Origin of the sequence: Streptomyces sp. PsTaAH-137 (assembly GCF_003259365.1) — a bacterium.
Lineage (GTDB): Bacteria > Actinomycetota > Actinomycetes > Streptomycetales > Streptomycetaceae > Streptomyces.
Genome location: NZ_QLLY01000004.1, coordinates 305,592 through 324,847, shown reverse-complemented (window position 1 = coordinate 324,847; position 19,256 = coordinate 305,592). Strand labels below are relative to the sequence as shown.

17 protein-coding genes are annotated in these 19,256 nt (G+C 72.6%); 7 read left to right on the top strand and 10 right to left on the bottom strand.

Annotation, left to right across the window (positions count from 1 at the left end):
- Positions 1-9: 9 nt before the first annotated feature.
- The 4 genes from K377_RS10535 to K377_RS10520 form a co-directional block, all read right to left on the bottom strand.
- Positions 10-1,404, bottom strand: coding sequence for a helix-turn-helix domain-containing protein (locus K377_RS10535; RefSeq protein WP_309252220.1), 1,395 nt, complete (start codon positions 1,402-1,404; stop codon positions 10-12).
- Between the two features lie 27 nt (positions 1,405-1,431).
- Complete coding sequence (locus tag K377_RS10530) at positions 1,432-2,256, bottom strand: ParB/RepB/Spo0J family partition protein (RefSeq protein WP_111662958.1); 825 nt, start codon at positions 2,254-2,256, stop codon at positions 1,432-1,434.
- Positions 2,256-3,029: a ParA family protein gene (locus K377_RS10525; RefSeq protein WP_111662957.1), complete on the bottom strand. Its 774-nt coding sequence runs from the start codon at positions 3,027-3,029 to the stop codon at positions 2,256-2,258. The genes K377_RS10530 and K377_RS10525 overlap by 1 nt, the downstream gene beginning before the upstream one ends.
- A 110-nt stretch (positions 3,030-3,139) precedes the next feature.
- A complete protein-coding gene (locus K377_RS10520; RefSeq protein WP_111662956.1) occupies positions 3,140-4,192 on the bottom strand; it encodes an Lrp/AsnC family transcriptional regulator in 1,053 nt (350 codons plus the stop codon).
- 142 nt (positions 4,193-4,334) lie between these two features.
- Here K377_RS10520 and K377_RS10515 point away from each other — a divergent pair, with 142 nt between their 5' ends.
- Together K377_RS10515 and K377_RS10510 are read left to right on the top strand one after the other, a co-directional pair.
- Positions 4,335-4,985: an AAA family ATPase gene (locus K377_RS10515; RefSeq protein WP_161195028.1), complete on the top strand. Its 651-nt coding sequence runs from the start codon at positions 4,335-4,337 to the stop codon at positions 4,983-4,985.
- A gap of 87 nt (positions 4,986-5,072) precedes the next feature.
- Positions 5,073-5,285, top strand: coding sequence for a hypothetical protein (locus tag K377_RS10510; protein WP_111662954.1), 213 nt, complete (start codon positions 5,073-5,075; stop codon positions 5,283-5,285).
- Here the strand turns inward: K377_RS10510 and K377_RS10505 are convergent.
- From K377_RS10505 to K377_RS10495, 3 genes are all read right to left on the bottom strand, one after another.
- Positions 5,255-6,070, bottom strand: coding sequence for a DUF4389 domain-containing protein (locus K377_RS10505; RefSeq protein WP_111662953.1), 816 nt, complete (start codon positions 6,068-6,070; stop codon positions 5,255-5,257). The genes K377_RS10510 and K377_RS10505 overlap by 31 nt on opposite strands.
- A gap of 137 nt (positions 6,071-6,207) precedes the next feature.
- Positions 6,208-11,130 (bottom strand): DUF5979 domain-containing protein, encoded by a 4,923-nt coding sequence (locus tag K377_RS10500; protein WP_146614714.1) that lies wholly within the window; start codon positions 11,128-11,130, stop codon positions 6,208-6,210.
- Positions 11,131-11,278: 148 nt separating this feature from the next.
- Positions 11,279-11,695, bottom strand: a complete 417-nt coding sequence (locus tag K377_RS10495) for an ATP-binding protein (RefSeq protein ID WP_375605917.1) — start codon at positions 11,693-11,695, stop codon at positions 11,279-11,281.
- Between the two features lie 204 nt (positions 11,696-11,899).
- Between K377_RS10495 and K377_RS10490 the strand changes: the two genes are divergently transcribed.
- Positions 11,900-12,754, top strand: coding sequence for a helix-turn-helix transcriptional regulator (locus K377_RS10490; protein ID WP_111662950.1), 855 nt, complete (start codon positions 11,900-11,902; stop codon positions 12,752-12,754).
- Positions 12,714-12,917: a DUF397 domain-containing protein gene (locus tag K377_RS10485; RefSeq protein WP_111662949.1), complete on the top strand. Its 204-nt coding sequence runs from the start codon at positions 12,714-12,716 to the stop codon at positions 12,915-12,917. Before K377_RS10490 ends, K377_RS10485 begins: the two co-directional genes overlap by 41 nt.
- Here the strand turns inward: K377_RS10485 and K377_RS10480 are convergent.
- Positions 12,856-14,121: an MFS transporter gene (locus K377_RS10480; protein ID WP_111662948.1), complete on the bottom strand. Its 1,266-nt coding sequence runs from the start codon at positions 14,119-14,121 to the stop codon at positions 12,856-12,858. The genes K377_RS10485 and K377_RS10480 overlap by 62 nt on opposite strands.
- A gap of 83 nt (positions 14,122-14,204) precedes the next feature.
- On the opposite strand from K377_RS10480, the gene K377_RS10475 reads away from it, so the two are divergent.
- The 3 genes from K377_RS10475 to K377_RS10465 all read left to right on the top strand — a co-directional run bounded on the left by K377_RS10475 (position 14,205) and on the right by K377_RS10465 (position 16,730).
- Positions 14,205-15,158, top strand: a complete 954-nt coding sequence (locus K377_RS10475; RefSeq protein ID WP_111662947.1) for a LysR family transcriptional regulator — start codon at positions 14,205-14,207, stop codon at positions 15,156-15,158.
- A gap of 46 nt (positions 15,159-15,204) precedes the next feature.
- A complete protein-coding gene (locus K377_RS10470; protein WP_111662946.1) occupies positions 15,205-16,173 on the top strand; it encodes a S8 family peptidase in 969 nt (322 codons plus the stop codon).
- A gap of 116 nt (positions 16,174-16,289) precedes the next feature.
- Positions 16,290-16,730, top strand: a complete 441-nt coding sequence (locus K377_RS10465; protein WP_111662945.1) for a hypothetical protein — start codon at positions 16,290-16,292, stop codon at positions 16,728-16,730.
- On the opposite strand, the gene K377_RS41620 is transcribed toward K377_RS10465, so the two are convergent.
- Together K377_RS41620 and K377_RS10455 are read right to left on the bottom strand one after the other, a co-directional pair.
- Positions 16,721-18,559, bottom strand: a complete 1,839-nt coding sequence (locus K377_RS41620) for a DUF6049 family protein (protein WP_111662944.1) — start codon at positions 18,557-18,559, stop codon at positions 16,721-16,723. The genes K377_RS10465 and K377_RS41620 overlap by 10 nt on opposite strands.
- Before the next feature lie 131 nt (positions 18,560-18,690).
- A complete protein-coding gene (locus K377_RS10455) occupies positions 18,691-19,101 on the bottom strand; it encodes a VOC family protein (RefSeq protein ID WP_202454898.1) in 411 nt (136 codons plus the stop codon).
- Positions 19,102-19,256 lie beyond the last annotated feature (155 nt).

Here is a 19,256-nt window from a genome sequence, read left to right as displayed (position 1 = left end):
CTCGTGACGTCAGTGGCGGGGGACGGTCACGAACCGTGAGGTGACCGCCAGGTCCGCCTCGATCCGGGCGGCCGTCGCACGCAGCGCCTGCGCCCAGGCGTCCCGCTCGCCGCGGCCCCGGTGGGCGGTGACGTCGAGCGCGGAGACGACGTCCCCGTCCCGCCCGCGCACCGGCACGGCCACCGACCACAGCCCGTCCTCGGGCCCGTCGGCGACCGCTTCCCCGGCCTCGGTCGCCAGCACCTGACCGGCCGCGGTCGCTCCGGCGGGCAGTCGGCTGCCGACGCCGATGTCGACGCTCATCACCCGGCGCGGCGCGACCCGCGCGGTGCTGCGCACCCACTCCCCGTCCGCCACCGAGAGCCCCACGGATTCGCCGAGCGCGTCCGACAGCGCGGCGAGGTGCGGCCCGGCGATCCGCGGCAGCGTCGTCCGCGACAGCGGCGCACAGCCCAGGCCGAGCACGCGCGGGGTGAGCCGGTAGAGGCGGTCGTCCTGGTGCACGTATCCCAGGTGCTCGTAGGTGAGGAGGGCGCGGCGGGCGGTGGCGCGGGAGAGCCCGGTGCCCTCGGCGACCCGGGACAGCGACAACGCGGGATGCTCCGCACTGAAGGCGGTCAGCACGGAGAGCCCACGCGCCAGCGCCTGAACAGGAGCACTGTCAAAACCAGCCCCTCCGGCGTTTGAGGAGCGGGGCCCGGGGCGGAGCCCCGTGACAGCGGCGGCATCCCGCAGCACCCCTTCCATGCCCCGCACACAGGAGACCAGAGCCCCCCGCACGGCTCCCGGCAGGGAATCAGCCGAGTGCCGACTGGTGTGGCTGACCACGCTCACGGCACACACGACATCCCCGGAAGCCCCCCGGACGGGCACCGCCACCGCGATCAGCCCCCGCTCGACGAGCTGATCGTCCACGGCCAGGTCGACGCCCCGCCGGAACACGATCCCCGGCGCCGAACCCTCCCCGGGCAGCAGATCCCCCACCCGGAAGCTGATCGACAGGGCACGGCGGCGCAGCACCTGGTGGACGAAGCGGATGTCGTCGCCGTCCGGCACGGCGAGGGAGACGGACTCGTCGAGCTCGTCGGCGAGCCGGTCGGCGAGCGGGCCGAGCAGCTCGGGCACCCGCAGCGCGTCGAGGAAGGCGTTGGCGACGGCCATCAGCGGCGGGGCGAGGGAGGCGTCACGCCCGTCGAGGCGGAGATACCCGAGGTGGGCGAGGGTCGCGCAGATCCGGTCGACCGTGGAGCGGGCGAGTCCGGTGGCCCGCGCCAGTTCGGCGAGGGCGAGGGTGCCGTCCGCGTCCGTGAGGCGCCGCAGCACGTCGAGGCCGCGCATCAGCGGGGCGACGGCCTCGGCGGGTGGGGGCGCGTGGGTCACGGACGGGGACGGCACTTCGAGCACGGGCCAACGGTAAGGGACTCCCGTCGGCTACCGGCGCAGCAGTTCCACCACGCGGTCGAGGGCGGCCGGGGCGAGGTGGCGGCGCAGGGCCTCCACGATCTCGTCGGGCGTCGAGCGGCTGTCCAGCTCGATTACGCCGTAATCGTTCCTCCGGCGCTCGCGCTTCTCGGTGCGGGCGGCGGGGACGGTCGCCCCGGTGACCGGTCCGGGCAGCGCCTGCTCGTCGCGGGGGAGCCGGGCGATGCGCCGGGCGTCCTCGACCGACACCCGCCCGTCGGCCAGCGCCTCCTGAAGGTCCTCGCGCAGCTTCATCAGGGAGAGGCGCTGCGAGATGAACCCCTGGGTCTTGCCGATGCGGGCGGCGACCTGCCGCTGCGAGTAGCCGTACGCGGTGATCAGGCCCTGGATCGCCTGGGCCTGCTCCAGCTCGGTGAGGTCGTCGCGCTGGACGTTCTCGATGAGCGCGTCCTCGTCGGAGCGGGTGGCGTCGTCGCGGACCAGGACGGGCACCTCGTCCAGGCCCGCGAGCCTGGCGGCGGCGAGCCGGCGGTGCCCGTGCAGCACGACGTACGGGGCCGGTCCCACGGCCTCCTTGTGGTGCGGGTGGGCGGCGAGGAAGACGGCGGCCGGGACGACGCCCAGGGCCTGGAGGACCCCGCGCTCGCGGACCGTCTCGGCGAGTCCTTCGAGGTCACGCAGCTCGTGGCGCGGGTTGTCGGGGTTCTCGGCGAGCTCGCCGACGGAGACGGTCAGCGGCTTGGTGTCCGGCCGCTTCCGCACCGCCGTCGCCATGGCCGGTTCGCCGTCCTTGGCCGCCGCAAGCAGGGACGACAGATCGGTCCTGCGCCCCATCAGACGGCCGCCTTCTTCTTCGTCGTACGGGACGTCTTCTTGCGCCGGGCGGGCTTCGGGATGGCGGCGAGGCCGACTTCCAGGGCGAGGCGGAAGAAGTCCTCGCGGGCCTGGAGGGCGACCTTGTTGGCGCCGTACTGGGTGACGACGAGCCCGTCCGCGCTGGCCCGCGTGTGCAGCTTGTAGTGGCGGACGACGGTGCGGGCGAGCGGCCAGCCCTGGCCCTCGACGAAGGCGCGGGTCTGCTCCAGGTCGGCCTTGCCGTCGCGCGGGTCCCAGTTGTTGATGACGACGCGGAACGGCAGCCCGCGCGGCTTCACGACCTTCTCGACCGTGCGCTGGGTGGGCTGGAAGCCGAGCGGCTCGGGCTCGATGGGGACGATGACGTCGGTGGCGTTGGACAGCACCGCGCGCAGCGCGTCGGCCGCCGCGCCCTTGCCGAGCGGGTCGGCGCCCTCGCCCTCGGCGAGGTCGAGCCAGCCCGGGGTGTCGACGAAGACGTGCTGGGCGGACGGGATGCGGGAGAGCGCCGCAAGGCCGGCCAGGTCGTCGTGGGCCTGGACGAAGTCGAAGGGGAGGCCGTCGCCGACGCGCTCGGACCACCACACGGCGGAGCCCTGCGGGTCGATGGAGACGGCGACGACGGGCGGCTGTTCGTCGCCGCCGCCGAGCGGGCCTCCGAGGACGTCGGCCGTCACGGCGGCGAGGTTCACGGCGAGCGTGGACTTACCGACGCCGCCCTTCTGGTTGAGGATCACGTGTACGTGTGCCACGAAAGCTCCCGGATCGGTGCGTTACCGGCGTAACCGATGAAGTGGGCCAAGGGGGTGTATTCGTGGTCACTGTGGCAGCGCGGCCGCTGACAGCCGGGGTGTACACGCCGTCAGGCGCCACAGGAGATGCCCCAGATGTCCGGCGGGACGACGCGTTCGCGGTGTCCTTCGGCGTCGAGGACGTGGGCGCCCAGCTTGTGCGCGCGCAGCGAGACCTTGGTGTCGGCGATGCGCAGTCCCGGCGCGGTGCGGGCCAGCTTCTCGGTGTAGCCGGGCAGGTCCTCGACGCGGCTCAGCCAGGCGCAGACGAAGAGGTTGTGCGGCCCGGTCACGGCGGTGACGGTACGGGTGCCGCGCAGCCTGGCCACCGACGCGGCGACCGGGACGAGCTGGTCCGGGGGTACGTCGGCGCAGATCAGGGCCCAGACCGGGCGGCCGGAGTGGCGCGGCGCCACTTCGGTTCTGAACAGCACGGCGTCGGTCGCCGCCAGCCGGGCGAGGCGGCGCCGCGCGGTCGACTCGCTGGTGCCGATCCGCTGGGCGAGGGTGGCGACGCCGGTACGGGCGTCCTCGGCGAGCGCGAGCAGCAGGCGCTGGTCGACCGGGCCGGGCGTGCCGAGGGGTGCGGCGCGGGCGGTGCGTCCCGGGCGCCCGTCGAGGTCCCGCACCGCGCGCAGTTGACGGGGCGTGAGCTGGTCCAGCCGGGTGGGCGCCGCCGGGGTGTAGAGGGCGGTGACGACATGGGTGCGGGTGGCGCGTACGCCGGGCAGCCGGTGCAACCGGTCCACCACATAGGCGTCCAGGGCGGCCGGGTCGGGCGCGGCGACGTACGCGACGAGGTCGGCGACGCCCGTGACGTGCTGCACGGTGAGGGTGCCGGGGTCCTCGGTGAGGGCGGCGGCGGTGGCCGGCACGGTGCCCGCCGCGCACTCGACCCTGATCCAGGCGGCGGTCACCGCGGGGCTGCCCGCCGTCAGCGCGCCCGGCAGCACCCCCGACCAGGCGTGGCCGCGCTCGGTGAGCCGGGCCCAGCGCCGGGCCAGGGTGTCGGCGGCGAAGCCGAGTGTCCCGGCGAGCTGGGCCCAGGTGGCGCGCGGGGCGAGCTGCAGTGCGTGGATCAGGGCGAGATCGGCCTCCGAGACGGCGGATTCCCGTGTGCGCACTGCCCCTCCTCGGTGGTTCTCCCGGTCGGCCCGGGCCGACGCCGCACACCGTACGAACATGATCCCCAGGCATATGCATTAAATAGGGCATGCGGGTCCCCGGGTGACCGAACGGGCCTTTGTGGCCGGAACCGGGGAACGCGTGACGACGACACCGCACCACACCGACGACGCGCCGGACGCCTCCCAACTGGTGGGCCGGGGCCGGGATCTGGCGGCCCTGCTGGTCCGGCTCGCGACCGCCCGCCTGGTCTGCCTGACGGGCCTGCCCGGTGTGGGCCGCACCCGGCTGGCCAGAGAAGCCGCAGGTCAGGTGCGCCGCGAGGTGGTGTGGGAGTCGGCCGCCTGCTACGAGCCGGAGATGCTGCCCGGGGTCGGGGCGCGGCTGCGGCACCGGTTCGCCGGGGCGCGCCGCCCGCTCCTCGTGCTCGACGACATCGACCATCTCGGCGGCGCGGCCACCGCCCTCGTCGCCTCGCTGCTGCTTGACCTGCCGGAGCTGACGGTGCTGGTCGTCGCGGAGCGGCCGTGCCATCTGCGCGGCGAGAGCGTCATGGTGCTGCGTCCGCTGGCCGTACGCGCGGCCCCCGGCGACGGCCGGCCGTCCGAGGCGCTGCAACTCCTGCGGGCCGTGCTCGGCGACGCGGCCGTGGACCGGGACCCCGGGGGCGCGGCCCGGCTGTGCCGGAGGTTCGGCGGGGTGCCGGGCCCGCTCCTCGAAGCGGCCCGCGCCGGGACGGCGGCCTGCGCGGACGAGGTCGGGCCGGAGCAGCGGGCGGCCGCGGCCCGCTAGTACGCCCGCTGCTCGCGCGTCGAACGGCTGCTGTGGCGCAGGCTCGCCGTCTTCGGGGACGGCTTCGGGCGGGCGGCGGCGGCCGAGGTGTGCGGCGGCGGCCGGCTCCCCGCCTCCGAGGTGCCGGTCGTCCTGGACCGCATCGCCCCGCACGTCCTGATCCGGGACCCGGACACGGCCCGCTACCACTTCCCACCCGCTCAACTAGCCGTCGCTCAGGCCGAGTTGGAGCGGTCGGACGAGTGGTGGTCGGTCGTCCTCGCCCACCGCTACCGGGCGCCCACCGGCGCGGAGTCGTAACCGGAGCCGGAGCCGGAGTCGTGGTCGCCCGTCGCCGCGCTGCTGCCGCCGCTCACCAGACCCAGTACGAGGAACAGTCCGACGAGGACCTGCCCGGCCGTGCTCATCATCAGCGGGCGGGTCGCCGACGGCCCGCGCACGACGCCGATGGCCGCGTCCGCCGACGACTGGTCGCCGAACAGCCGCTTCGGGTAGGCGGACGTGAGCAGCAGCAGGTACGCGGACACCCGCATCCGGTAGCGCAGGACGGCCGCCGTCGCCTCGAACAGCGGCTGCGGCATCCGCCCGAGGATCAGCACGATCAGCCACGTCACGAGGGCGACGGCCCACCACCCGGCCACCGCCAGGGACGTCACGATCGCCGCGGGGATGACGAGGATCAGCCGGAAGAACACCGCGAGCCGGTTCAGGGGCGTCGCCCGCAGCAGGACCCGCACCGGGTACCCGGCGGGCTCCCCGAGCACCTGGAAGGGCGGGTAGCGGTCCGTCAGCAGCATCGCCGACGCGTCGAACCGCGTCTCGTACGCGACGTACCCGGCGAGCCACCGCCACAGCGGGTCCGGCACCCGGCCGAGCACCAGCGTCGCGAACCAGGCGACGACCACCACGAAGAACGTGAGGAAGGACAGCACCGCGAGCACGATCGCGTGCGGCACCAGGAGCAGCAGCCGCAGCAGCACCGTCAGCCGGTGCTGCCGGCCGGGCGGCGGCACGTCGAGTTCGGGGAGGGGCTCGGCGCCGGGGGTCGGGGGGACGGTGCCGTACGGGGGCGAGGGGGCGGCCATGCGGCCACTCTGCCGAGCACGGCGGGGCGGGGCATCCGCTGGCGACCGATCGAGTGGCGGGCCCGCCGGGTGCCGCCCGGGAACGCGGAGAGGCGCGCTCCGGGTGGAGCGCGCCTCGGCGTGGTGCGGTCGCGGGGTCAGTGCCGGCGGGAGCGGCGGCGCATCGTGAACCCGGTCAGGGCGAGACCCGCGAGGAGCAGGGCCGCGGTGACGGCGAGCGCCGGGCCGAAGGACCAGCCGGTGTCGGGCAGTTGCCCGTGGCCGCCGCCGCCGTGGCTCGGCGACGGGCTGGGCGTGGGGCTGCCGCTCGGCGTCGGGGGGTTGTCGTAGGTGTTGGTGACGGTCGCCTGGGCGGGCCCGGTGGGCCGCAGCACGACGGTCGCGCTGCTGGTGTCGCCGTCGTCGTCCGACGCGGCGGGATCGGCGGCGACGGTGACCTCGTCGGCGTTGTCGGTGCCGGACTCGGTGACCGTGCACTCGGCGCCGACGGGCAGCCCGTCGATGGTCTGCCGTCCGGCCCCGTCGAAGGTCAACTGCTTCGGGAACCCGTCGAGTTCCTCACCGCGCCACACGCAGTCCACGTCGACGGTGAAGGGGCCGTGGTCGGCGCCGGAGGGGTCGTCGACCTTCTTGACGATGTCCAGGGAGCGCTGCGGGTAGTCGTTGGTGACGTCGACGACGCTGGGGGCGTCGGCGGTCGTCTCGGGCTTGATGGTGACGGAGGCGGCGTTCGCCTCGCCGTCGTGGTCGCTGGTCGCGCCGTCGGTGTCGGTCTCCCAGACCCGGCACACCGCGCCGGCCGGGACGTCGGTCACCGTGAACGGCTTGCCGGGGGTGATCTGTCCGGTGCCCTTGCGTACGTGGACGGGCTTGCCGGTGTCGGGGGTGACCACGCAGTCGTACGCGATGTCGTACGGGCCGGTGGTGGCGCCGTTCGGCGCGTGGGTGACGGTCTTGTCGACGCGGAGGGTGCCGTAGACCATGCCGATGCCGGACTTGGGCGGCTCGGTGACGGGCAGGACGACGGTGTTGCCGCCGACCTGGACGGTCTCCTTCTCGGCGAAGGAGTTCCAGGCCAGGGAGAGGTCGTCGCGGGAGCCCGGGTCCTTCAGGTCGGCGGGCGACGACATCGGGAAGCTGAGGGTGAAGCCGTCGCCGGGGGCGAGGCCGCCGTCGAAGTCGATGTGCGTGAAGAAGGCGCTGTCGTCCGCGGACCAGTCGCCGGTCCAGGTGGCGTCGGCGCAGTCGCGGGCCGGGGTGGGCACCTCGTCGCGGCAGGGCTGCGGCGTGGTGGTGTACTCGGCGCCGAGGGTGCCCGGACCGTTCAGGGTGACGGGTCCGGCCAGGCGCGGGCGCGGCTCCCACTCGGTGCCGCGGTCGGAGCCGCCGAGCAGGACACCGGTGTCACCGACGAACGGCAGGACGTCGAGCAGGTCGAAGTCGGTCGCCGGGTTGGTGCCGATGTTGTCGACGGTGATGAGCTGCCGGTAGTTCTGGCCCGGCAGGACCAGGGCGGTGCAGGGGTAGCGGGTGTAGGTGTCGCCGCCCACCGTCCGGTTCGGGCAGCGGCTGTCGCCGATCGGGATGTAATCGCCGGTCAGCGAGTTGTAGAAGCCCAGGTCGGGGTTGCCGGTGATCCACTTGTCGGCGTCGAAGGCGGTGCCCGCCTCGGTGGTCAGGGTGGCGGTGGAGGTGCAGTAGTGGCCGTCGCCGTAGGCCGGGTCGTCGTCGACCTCGCCGAGCCGCACGGAGGTGCTGTCGCACGGTACGTCCTTGCCGGGCGAGCCCGCGCCGAACGTGTTGGGGATCTTCGTGCCGGCCTCGACGCCGCCGCGCAGCTTCACGTGGAAGGTGATGGTGACGGTGGCGCCCGGGTACATCACCCAGTCGGGGAAGTCCCAGTGCAGGCCGGTGATCTTCCCGGCGTCGTTGCGGTCGGCGGTGAAGTCGACCTTGGCGGGCTTCGCCGTGCCGTCGGGGGTGGTGACGGTGATCGAGTAGTAGCCGCTGTTCCCGGCGAAGTCCTCGTCGACGATCAGGTCGGCCGGGATCGGGTCGGAGATCCGCAGCGGGTCGATGGGCGCGTTGCCGGTGTTCTTCACGGTCAGCGTGAAGGGCTGGGAGACACCGGGCTGGACGACGGCGTCCTTCTGCTTCGCCACGTACAGCTGCGGGGTGCCGTCGGTGATGTTCAGGTCGGCGTCGGCGGGCGGGATGGTGAAGGTGCCGTGGTTGTCGCTGGAGCCGCTGCCGGTGACCGTGTCCTCCAGGTGGGCCGGGATGTCCTTGGAAGGGTCCGAGCGCAGCGTCTGGCGGGGCTTGACGGAGAAGCAGACCGAGGCGGTCTTGCAGGCGCCGTCGAACGTGGGCGTGCCCTCCACCGGCACGATCTTGTCGCCGTCCTCGGAGCGGAAGCTGACGCGGATGCCGAGGACGTCGGAGGCGGAGACACCGGACGGCAGGCCGGGGGTGGTGCTGGTGGACCAGGTGCCCTCGGTGATCTCGGGGTTCGAGGTGCCGCAGCGGGCGGTGCACACGTCGACCTTGACCTGGTCGGCGCCCTTGGGGAAGGAGACGCCGTCCAGGGAGACGAAGTCGACGGCGTCGAAGAAGTCGGTGTCGAAGTCGGTCGCGGTCAGCTGGTGCAGGTTGACGTTGCCCTTGTTGACGACGGTCAGGGTGCCGGCGACGGTGACGGCCGGGGCGCCCGGGTAGGGGCGGGTCACGCTGGACGGGCTCAGCGACTTGTTCAGCGAGGCTTCCGAGCTGGCGTCGCCGACCTGGGAGGTCTGCGAGCAGAAGTCGTCGCCGAGCGACGCGCCGTCGCTGGTCGCGGCGGCGCAGTTGCTGATGACGGTGCCGTTGGGCACGCCGTCGCGCAGCTGCACGGTGACGTCGGCGTGCACCGAGGCGCCCACGGGCAGCCCGCCGGGCACGACGATCCGTACGCCCTTGGCGCGTTCCAGCAGCGCCGTGTCATCGGCGTCGTAGGCGACCCAGGCCCCGGCGTCGGGGTCGTAGACCTCCAGGTCGTAGACGAGGCCGACGGGGACGACGGACGGGGTGACGTCGGTGATGCGCACCGAGTCGAACGGGTTGGGGCTCGCCGTCGGGTCGGCGGGGTCGCTGACGATGACCGGTCCGTCGAGCGGCACGTTGCCGCGGTTGGTCAGCCCGATGGTGAAGTGGACCGGCTGGCCCGGCGGGACCGAGGTCTGGGAGGTGTCCTTGGTGCCGTTGCCGTCCTTGCGGGGCACTTCGACGTTCAGGTTGGTGCAGACGTTCCCCGCGGCGCTGCCCGATCCGTTGGACGGGTTGGCGGCCGAGCCGTCGGCGCAGTCCTTGACGCCGTCCTCGGCGTCGCCCTCGTCCGCCAGGTCGTTGAGGGTGCCGTGCACGTCCAGGCCCGCGGTCGCGTTCTGCGCGATGGTGCCCTTGCCGTTCGCGTCGGTGCCGCGGTAGGTCACGCTGATCGACGCGGCCGGGCCGCCGTCGGGGCAGCCGAGGTCGGCGGTCTGGGTGGCGGGCGGGTTGGTGAAGTTCTGGGCGGGCGGGGTCGAGCCGTCGCGGCAGGTGACGGTCAGGGTGGCCTCGGTGGCGCCCTCCGGGAAGCGGAGCCTGGCCTGCGTCATGTCCGTCTTGTCGAACTCGTTCGCCGCCGAGGTGGACGGCTCGGTGATGGTCATCTCGCTGACCGGGAACGGCGAGGTGTTCTTCGAGTCGATCGTCGCCGTGATGCCGGGCTTCGTGCCGATCACGGCGGTGCCGTCGGCCTGCCAGTCGTCGTCGGTGTCGGAGAAGATCTTCTTGCTCATGTCGATCGAGGCGACGTTGGGCAGGATGTCGTGCTTCGCGCACACGTCCTCGCCGTCCAGGTCACGGCGGAGCCGGAAGTCGATGGACGGGCTCGCGCAGTTCTCCACGGTCTGCCGGGTGTCGGGGTCGATCGCCTCCCCGGTGGACCGGTTCTCGTCGCGCAGCTTCACGTCCATCTCGACCTTGGCGCCCTCGGGGTCCGCGGGCAGCGGGGTGCCCGCGGAGTTGGAGAACGTGTAGACGATGCCGGTGATGTCGGCCGGGTCCACGCCCGCGGGCAGCTCGATGTCCGGACCCGGGCCCACCGGCCCGGCGATCAGTTCGTCGGGGGAGCAGCCGCCGCCGGGCTTCGTGCACACCGACACCTGCACCTGGTCGGCGCCGTTCGGCATCCGCGTGACCGGTCCGACCTGGGTGACGTCGAAGTTGTCGAAGAGATCGGGGTCGGTCTCGGTGATCATGATCGCGTTGACGTCCGTGGAGGTCGACGAGGTGTTCGCCGCGCCCAGCGTGATCTTCGAAGCGCCGCCGCTCTCGGCCACCGTCGACGACGGGCTCCAGGTCTTGGTGCCGGTCACCATCGGCCGGCGCGGGACGTGGACGGTCTGGGTGTCGGAGTCCGTCACCTCGGCGGCGTTGTCGGCGTCCGCCGTCGCCGTGTTGGTGATCGCGTCACCGTCGTTGAGGTCGGTGTTCTCCGGGACCCGGACGGTGATGAGGATGTCCTGCGAGCCGCCCGCCGCGAGCCCGGTCGAGCCCGCCGGGTTGGGCGGCGACGGCAGGGACTCGGTGAAGGTCGCGGTGAGCTTCCGGGTGTCCTCGTCGTAGTCGATGGTGTAGTTCGAGCCGTCCGACGGCACCGAGACCAGCTCCAGGCCCGCGGGCAGCACGTCCTCCATCGACGCGCTCACGCACGCCTCCGTCAGCGACGAGCACGACACGGTGATGCGGTAGGTGTACTCCGAGCCGGGCACCAGCGGGTCCGGAACGTCCACCGCCTGCTTGCTCACGGTCATCTGAGCGGTGTCGGCGGCCCGCTTGCCGGACGCCTTGGCCTTGGGCTTCTCCTTGGGCTTGTCCTTGTGCGGCTTCGACGGCGTGGGTGACGCCGACGCCGAGGCCGAAGGGCTCGCCGAAGCGGAAGGACTGGCCGAGGCCGAAGGACTGGCAGAGGTCTTCGACGGAACCGGATCGGCCCCCGCCATGGCCGGACCCGTCATCAGCGCGACCTGCGTGACCAGCAACGCGAGCACGGTGCGCGCCCGTGGTCGTCTCCAGTGCAACCTGCGCATCTACCTGTCTCTCTCTGGGCCCGGCCGAAGGACGATCCGTGGCGCTCCCGCTGACACACCATCAGAGCTATGCCGAAAACCGTAAAGGAGACAAATAAGACTATTGGTGTACGCCTCGCCGTACTGACGTACCGTCACCCGGCTGGGCGTCGCACTCGAACCAGACCGTCTTGCCCGGCGGATTCGGCGCCACGCCCCAGCGGTCCGTCAGCGCCTCTACGAGCATCAGGCCCCGCCCGTGCTCGGCCAGCCGGTCCGGCTCCTGGACCTCCGGCAGGCGTGGGTCCGTGTCCGTCACCTCCACCCGGACGCCGTTCGTGACGCGCAGGATCAGCACCCCGCAGGACCGCCCCGGCACGTGCCGGACCACGTTCGCCAGGAGCTCCGTCACCGCCAGCTCCGCCGCGTCCGTCAGTTCTGTCATCGCCCACCGGTGCAGGTAGGCGCGGACGATCCTCCGGATGTGCCGGGGTGAGTGGTCGCCGATGGTGAGGTGCATACGGTGTTGCTGGTGCACGGTGACTCCCGTGAGCGCGGGCCGAATTGAGCCCTTCGAGCGTGGCGCGGGGGGCTGCCGGGCGGCAGGGGGCGCATGCGAACGGGAGTGATCGTGAGGGTGTGATGCCAACGGTTGTCGCGGTTGGGGGTTGAGGCGCCCGTTCGGTGGCTACGGTCGGTCACGGCGGGGAAGCGAACCGTGACACCTGTTGGGGGTTCAGCCATGGCAGCAGCACACGTCCGGCAACTCGACGCGAGCGCGTCGCCGCTCGATCACTTCGGCTCCGAGCTGCGGTACTGGAGGGAGGCGGCGGGCTTGAGTCAGCCGCAGCTCGGCGCCAAGCTCTTCTGTACGGCTTCACTGATCGGCCAGGTGGAGACGGCCCACAAGGTCCCGACGAGGGAGTTCGCGGAGCGCCTCGATTCTGTTTTGCCGTCCGGGGGTGCCTTCGGGCGGCTGATCGGGCTGGTGCTGCGGACGCAGTTGCCGTCCTGGTTCCGCGAGATCGCGGGCTTGGAGGCTAAGGCCGAGTACATCTCCGTGTACGAGGCTCAGGTGGTGTACGGGCTCCTTCAGACCGAGGAGTACGCGCGGGCCGTCATGCAAGGGCCCCATCCCCCGAACCTCGATGAACTGGTCGCCGCCCGTATGGAACGCCAGCGGATCCTGAACCGGGACACCCCGGCGCAGGTATGGGTGGTGCTCGACGAAGCGGTACTGCGCCGCGAGATCGGTGGACGAAACGTCATGTGGAACCAACTGGCTCACCTGTTGGGATTCCGAGACCAGCGGGGCGTGAGCATTCAGGTCATGCCATTCTCGGTCGGCCAACACGCAGGCCTCACGGGTTCGTTCACCCTCATGAGGTTCGAGAGCGACCCCGATGTGCTGTACACCGAGGACTTCGCACAAGGTCACGCGACCGCCAACCCTGGGACGGTCAAGGAGGGTTCATTCCGTTACGCTCTCGTGCAGGCTGCCGCTCTCTCCGTAGAGGATTCAGCGGCACTGATCAGCCGCGTGATGGAGGAGCAATATGGCGGAGAACCTGATGCTGGAGAACGCGGCGTGGCGTAAGTCCAGCTACAGCGGTGACAGTGGCGGCCAGTGCATCGAGTGCGCGCACCTCGGAGCCCACATCGCCCTCCGCGACTCGAAGAACCCCGCCGGCGGCACCTTCACGGTCCCGCCGAAGGCGTTCTCGGCGTTCGTCGCGGCAGCGAGTCGCGGGGAGCTGTAGGGAGCAGGGCCGGGGTCGCCAGGAGCAGGACCCCGGCCACCGCCAGCGCCGGGCGCGTGCCGATGAAAGACGCCAGCGCGCCCCAGGTCAGGGTCAGGGTGGCCGTCACGGCGCGGCCGGTGACGGTCCAGGCCGTCAGGACCCGGGCCAGCCGGTCCGTGTCGGTGTGCCGGAGGCGCTCTTTGGCGAGGACCGGGTTGTAGACGCCGATGCACGTGATCAGGCCCAGCTCCACCACGATCACCGTGAGCAGCCCACCCGTACCGGTGCCGGTCAGGGCCAGCCCCACCGGCCAGCACACGCGGGCGGTGCCGCTCCAGCGCAGGACGCGCTGTTCCCCGTAACGGTGGACCAGGCGTGAGGAGAGGCGTGAGCCGATGAGGCCGCCGATGCACGGGATGCCGTAGGCGAGGCCGTACTCCCATGGCGGGAAGCCGAGTTCGCGGAGCATCAGGACGGCCATCAGCGGGGCGCCGACCATGATCAGGCCGTTGACGAGGGTCGAGTTCAGGAACAGGGCGCGCAGGTACGGGGTGCGCCAGAGGTAGCGCCAGCCCTCGGCGAGGTCGGCGGCGGTGAGCCGGTCGCCGGTGCGGGCGGGCGGCTCGGGTTCGGGCGCGCGGACGGCGCGGACCCCCACCGCCGACAGCAGATAGCTCAGCGCGTCGCCGACGACCGTCGTCACCGGGCCGAAGAGACCGATCGCGGCGCCCCCGAGCGGGGGCCCGAGGGCCGTCGTGGTCCAGGTCGTCGACTCGAAGCGGGCGCTGGCGGTCATGAGCCCGTCCTGGGGGACCAGCGCCTTCAGGTGCGCGCCGCTCGCGGAGCGGAAGACGATGTCGGCCGTGGCGACGACCACGGAGACGAGGACCAGCTGCGCGTAGGACAGCGCGTCCAGCGCGTACGCGACGGGGAGCGTGAGCAGGGCGGCGCAGCGCAGCAGATCGGCGCCGATCATCACGGGCCGCTTGCGGCGGAACTCCACCCACGGCCCCAGCGGCACCGCGAACACCGCGCCCGCCGCGACCCCGGCCGCCGCGAGGAACGACACCCGCGCGGGGCTGCTGTGCAGCACGGTCACGGCGATCAGCGCGAACGCGTCGAAGGCCAGCATCGTGCCCGCCGAGCTGACGGCGAACGCCGCCCACAGCCATCCGAAATCGCGCCCGAGCCGCCCGGCCCGCACCGCCCTCACCTCGCCCATGACCTGCGATCCAAGCCGCTGCCCCGGCCCGCGATCAAACAACCGACACGGCACCCCCGTACAACCCGTGGTTGTATGGCGGGGTGGATCCGGAAGTCGTACGCACCTTCGTCGCCGTCGCCGACGAGGGGCAGATCCAGCTCGCCGCCGCCGGCCTCGGCATCACCCAGCAGGCCGCCTCCAAGCGCGTCGCCGTCCTGGAGCGGCAGCTCGGCGTACGGCTGCTGCTGCGCACCCCGCGAGGCGCGCGCCTCACTCTCGACGGGCAGGCGTTCCTGCCGCACGCGCGTGCCGTCCTCGCGGCCGTCGCGGACGCGGAGGCGGCGGTGCGGCCCGGCGCCCGGCCGCTGCGCGTGGACGTGCTCGGTACGCGCGTGAGCACGGCCGGACTGCTCCAGGACTTCCACCACGCCCACCCGGACGCCGCCCTCGACGTCGTCGTGGTGCGCGCGGCGGGGCGGGCCGCGCTCGAAGCGGTCCGGGACGGGGGCGTGGACGCCGCGTTCTGGGCGCACAGCCTGCCCGCCGAGCGGCTGCCCGCGCCGGTGCGCACGGCCCGCGTCCTCGACGAGCCGGTGATCCTCGCCGTCGGGTCCGCGCATCCGCTGGCCGGTGCGCAGAACGTCTCCCCGGCGGAGCTGGCCGGGCTGCGGATCCTGATGCCGGGCCTGGACCCGACCACCGAATGGGGCGCGTACTACGCCGCGTTCGCGGCCGCGTTCGGCATCCGGCTCGACGCGTCGGCACCCGCGTTCGGCATGGAGCACATGGCGCGGACGATCACCGCGTCCGACGACCTGGGCACGTTCATCGGCACCCGCACCCCGCTCACCCGCCCCACCGGCCTCGGCCTGCACTTCCTCACCGTCACCCGCCCCACGCCCGTCTACCCGCACTGGCTGCTGTGGCGCGACGACAACCCGCACCCGGCGCTGCGCGCCCTGCGCACCTACCTGACCGGCCGCTACGCCCGCGAGCCGGTGCCCGGCGACGCGCTGTGGGTCCCGGACTGGCCCGCGAACCGGTCACCCGAGTAGCGCGCCCCCACATGCGTGAGCGCGCCCCCGGCCGCAGGCTCGGACCATGCGCACGCGTACCCCTCTCGCCTACTGCCTCGCCGCCGTGCTGCTGCTGACTGTCACGGCCTGCGGGGACAGCGACGACGACAACAAGCCCGACCCGATGCGGGACGACCAGTGGGCGCTCGACGCGCTCCACCTCCCCGACGCCTGGGACACCTCCAAGGGCGACGACACCGTCATCGCGGTCGTCGACACCGGCGTCGACCCCGACCATCCCGATCTCAAGGGCCGCCTCGTCGACGGCCACGACTTCGTCGACAACGACAACAAGCCCAAGGACTTAAACGGTCACGGCACCCACGTCTCGGGCATCGCCGCCGCCCACACCGACAACGGCGTCGGCATCGCGGGCGGCGCCCCCGGCGCGAAGATCATGCCGGTGCGGGTGCTCGGCGCCGACGGCTCCGGCTCCAACCAGAACATCAATCTGGGCATCAAGTGGGCCGCCGACCACGGCGCCGACGTCATCAACCTCTCGCTCGGCGAATCGGGCCTGATGGCCAAGCTGCTGCGCGGCGGCACCCTCAACGCGGCGATCAAGTACGCGTACGGCAAGGGCGTCACCGTCGTCGCGGCCGCCGGGAACGACGGCGACGACGTCCAGACGTACAAGGTCGGCACCCCGGTCCTCGTCGTCGGCGCCAGCGACACCGACGGCGCTCCGGCCTCCTTCTCCAACTTCGGTGTGGACGACGCCGTTTCGGCCCCCGGCGTCGACATCCTCTCCACCCTCCCCACGTACCGCACGAAGGAGACCCTGAAGGACACCTCCGGCTACGGGAAGCTGTCCGGCACCTCCATGGCGTCCCCGTACGTGGCCGCCGTCGCCGCCCTCCTGCACCACGAGGGCCTGAAACCGGACGAGATCATGTCGACGATCCGGTCCACGGCGAAGAACCCGAAGAACAACAGCAAGCTGGGCCTGGGCATCGTGGACGCCGAGGCCGCCGTCAAGAAGAAGGACTCGTAGTGACATTTGTACGGGGCGAGTGAGGACGGCTCGCTCTGCCGGGGGACCCCCTGTCTCCGCGAAGCTCGGTGATGCCGGGAAGGACCGGCGACACACTCGGACACAGGGGGACGGCCATGATCGTGCAGACGGCGGCCAGGACGACGACAGCGACGGCGGAGCGCGACGACTACCGGGACTTCCAGGGGCTGCCCGTCTGGTACTTCCCGATCGCGGGCTGCTTCGCCGGGGTCTTCGACATCGCCCGCGCCTACCCGACCGCGTACGGCGTGCTCCCGGTCCTCATCGTCCTCAACATGGCGCTCTCCCTCACCGTCCTCAAGAAGCGGATGCGCCTGATGAAGGCCCTGTGGAAGAACAAGCGGACCCGGCTGCTCGCCCTCGGCCTGGTCGCCGTCCGCTTCGCGGTGCACGCGCTGCTCGGCGCGGCCGGGTTCGCGGTCGGCACGGCCGTCGGCGGGGTGACGGTCGGCATCGTGATGGCCGTGCTCGGCACCGCGATGGCCTACGGCGACCAGTGGCTGATCCTGCGGACCCTGCGCCGTACTCAGTCCTGACCGTCGGCCGGCGCTTCCCTCGCGCGGCGGCGCCGCACGTTGTGCATCCGGACCGCCGCCGCGAGCACGATCAGCGCGACCCCGACGCCGACCACGGTGATCGCGCCCGTCGACACCGAGGCGACGTCCACCTCGAACGTCATCGGATCGCCCCACGGCTTGCCGTCGCTCGTCGTGTAGAGCCGGGCCGTGAGCTGCGCCTTGCCGTTGGCCTTCGCGGTGACGGAGAGCTGGTTGGTGTGGCTGGCCGAACCGGCCGCCTCCACCGCCAGCGTCGCGTCATTGATCCGCAGCCGCTCCGCGTCGCTGGACGTGACCCGCAGTTCGAGCCCGGCGACCGGCTGCTGGAGACCGTTGTCGACCGTCACCGGGATCGTGGCGTCGCCCGAGGTCACCGTCACCGTGGACTTCGGCACCATCCGCAGCGAGTCCACCGACGTGTCCAGGAACGCCCGCGTGCGCTGCTGGAACGTCTCCTGGTCGGCGTCGTCGTGCGCCCGCCAGGCCGTCGACAGGGCGCGGGCCATCGCCGCGTGCACGGAGGCCGCGGTCACCTTCGGGTCGGCGAGCACCTTCGAGAGCGTGGCGAGCCCGTCCAAGTCGGCTGCCACGTGCCCGAGTTGGCCGGCCGTCAGCTCGCTCGCCCGGAGCCGCGACGGGTACCCGGAGGAGGCGCCCGCCTGCCCGGTGACCGGGTCGTTGTCGGCGGTCCGGATGCCCTCCGGCTCCAGCCAGCCGTCGTCGGTGCCGGAGTCGATCGCGGCGGCCAGCGCGTTCGCCGCCGTGCCGGACAGCTCGCGGGGCGGGACGACGACGGGCCGCGTGTTCGCCTTCAGGAGCGCGGTGACCCGGTCGACGGTCTTCTGGTCCGGGGTGTCGGGCTTCTCCGAAGCGGAGGGGGAGGGCGAGCCGGAGGGGGACGCGTCGGAGCCGCTGGGGGACGGGGTGCCGGTCGACGGGATCCCTGCCACCGCGCTCGGCGACGCGCTCGGACTCGGACTCGCCGACGACGTGTCCTTCTCCTCGTCCTCGATACGGGACAGCGCCGTCGTCACGCCCGTGTCGTACGGCAGCGCCGTGATCGCGTCGTCGCCCTCGCCGAGGGTCACCGGGTCGTCCCCCGCCGGGGTGAGGCCCTGGCCGGAGGCAAGCATCCAGGTCACGTCCAGCTTGCCCGCGAGCGCGGTGATCCGGGTGTCGAGGGCGCCGTCCGCGGGCCAGCCGAGGCCCGACCGCGTACCGGTGCCGAGGATCGAGTCGACGTCCCTTTTGGCGTCCTCCGCGAGGTTCGCGACGACCTCGGTGAGGTCGTCGGTGTCGGCGGACGGGTGGTGGGCGAGGGAGGCGAGGTCGGTGTCCGCGTACGGCAGCAGCCACACGTCCCGGCCGCGCACCGCGCCCTTCAGATCGGCCAGCCACTCCCGGGCCGCGCTCTGCCCGGTGCCCTGCGTGCTGTCCTGCGGGTTGGAGGAATCGGCGCTGTCCGCGACGCGGTAGCCGCGCGCCATGGCCTGCGCGGCGAGCACCAGATCGGGGTCGAGGACCCAGTTCACGTCGCGGCCCTTGCCCGCGTCGACGACCTCGCGCAGCCGCCCGCCGTCCGCGAACAGGTCCGCCAGCTCGTCGGAGTCGAAGACCGGCCGCGCGTCGTCGCCCGAACCGAGCGCCGCCGCCGTCATGTGCGGGGTCGCCGTCACCGGCCACACCACGGCGGCGTGCCCGGCGTCCGTGCCGTCGTCCTCGGCCGCGTGCGCCGCCACCCCGCTCGTCGACGCCCCCAGCACCATGGCGGACACGACCCAGGCCCGCGCCGCCCCGAATCTGGCCATGTGCCCCTCGTACCTCCCGCTCGGTGTCCCGGAGGTTCGACATAACACCGTGGAAGGGGCGGTTCCGCGGACCGTGACGCCGGGCGGCGCGTCGGTCGGCCGCCGCACCGGCCTGGGCAACAGCCGCCGGGTCAGCCCTCGGTGGCCTCCAGGACCGCCCCGACGCGCAGCAGGTTCCCGTCCGGGTCGACCAGCGCGAACTCCCGCATCCCGTACACCGTGTCGTCCGGCTCGACGAGCCGCGGCGTCGCGTACGGGTCGGCGCTCAGACCGGTCGCCCGCCACTGCTCGTACAGCGCGTCGGCGACGTGCGCGCCCCCGTCGAGCCGCAGGTACGCCCCGTGCGCCGAGGTCAGCGGGTCGGTGCGGGGCGCGTGGAAGAAGTGCAGTTCGGCGTCGTCGCGTACGAGGATCAGATAGCCGTCGTCGGGCAGGTGCGTGGTGGCCTCGAAGCCCAGCGCCGCGTAGAAGTCGAGGGTCAGCGACAGGGTGCGGCTCGGCATGATGGGTGCGACGCGGCCGGTGAGGGGCGTGCGGGTCAAGAGGGATCTCCCTGGGGTGCTCGGCGGCGGAGCCGATGTCGCCCGATAGAGTGCGGCTCCCACGATGACGTCCTTGACGGAGTTTCCGTTGATTCCGTCGTTTCCGTTGATTCCGTCCTTCCGAGCATGACGCACCCGGCACGAGGTACCAGGCA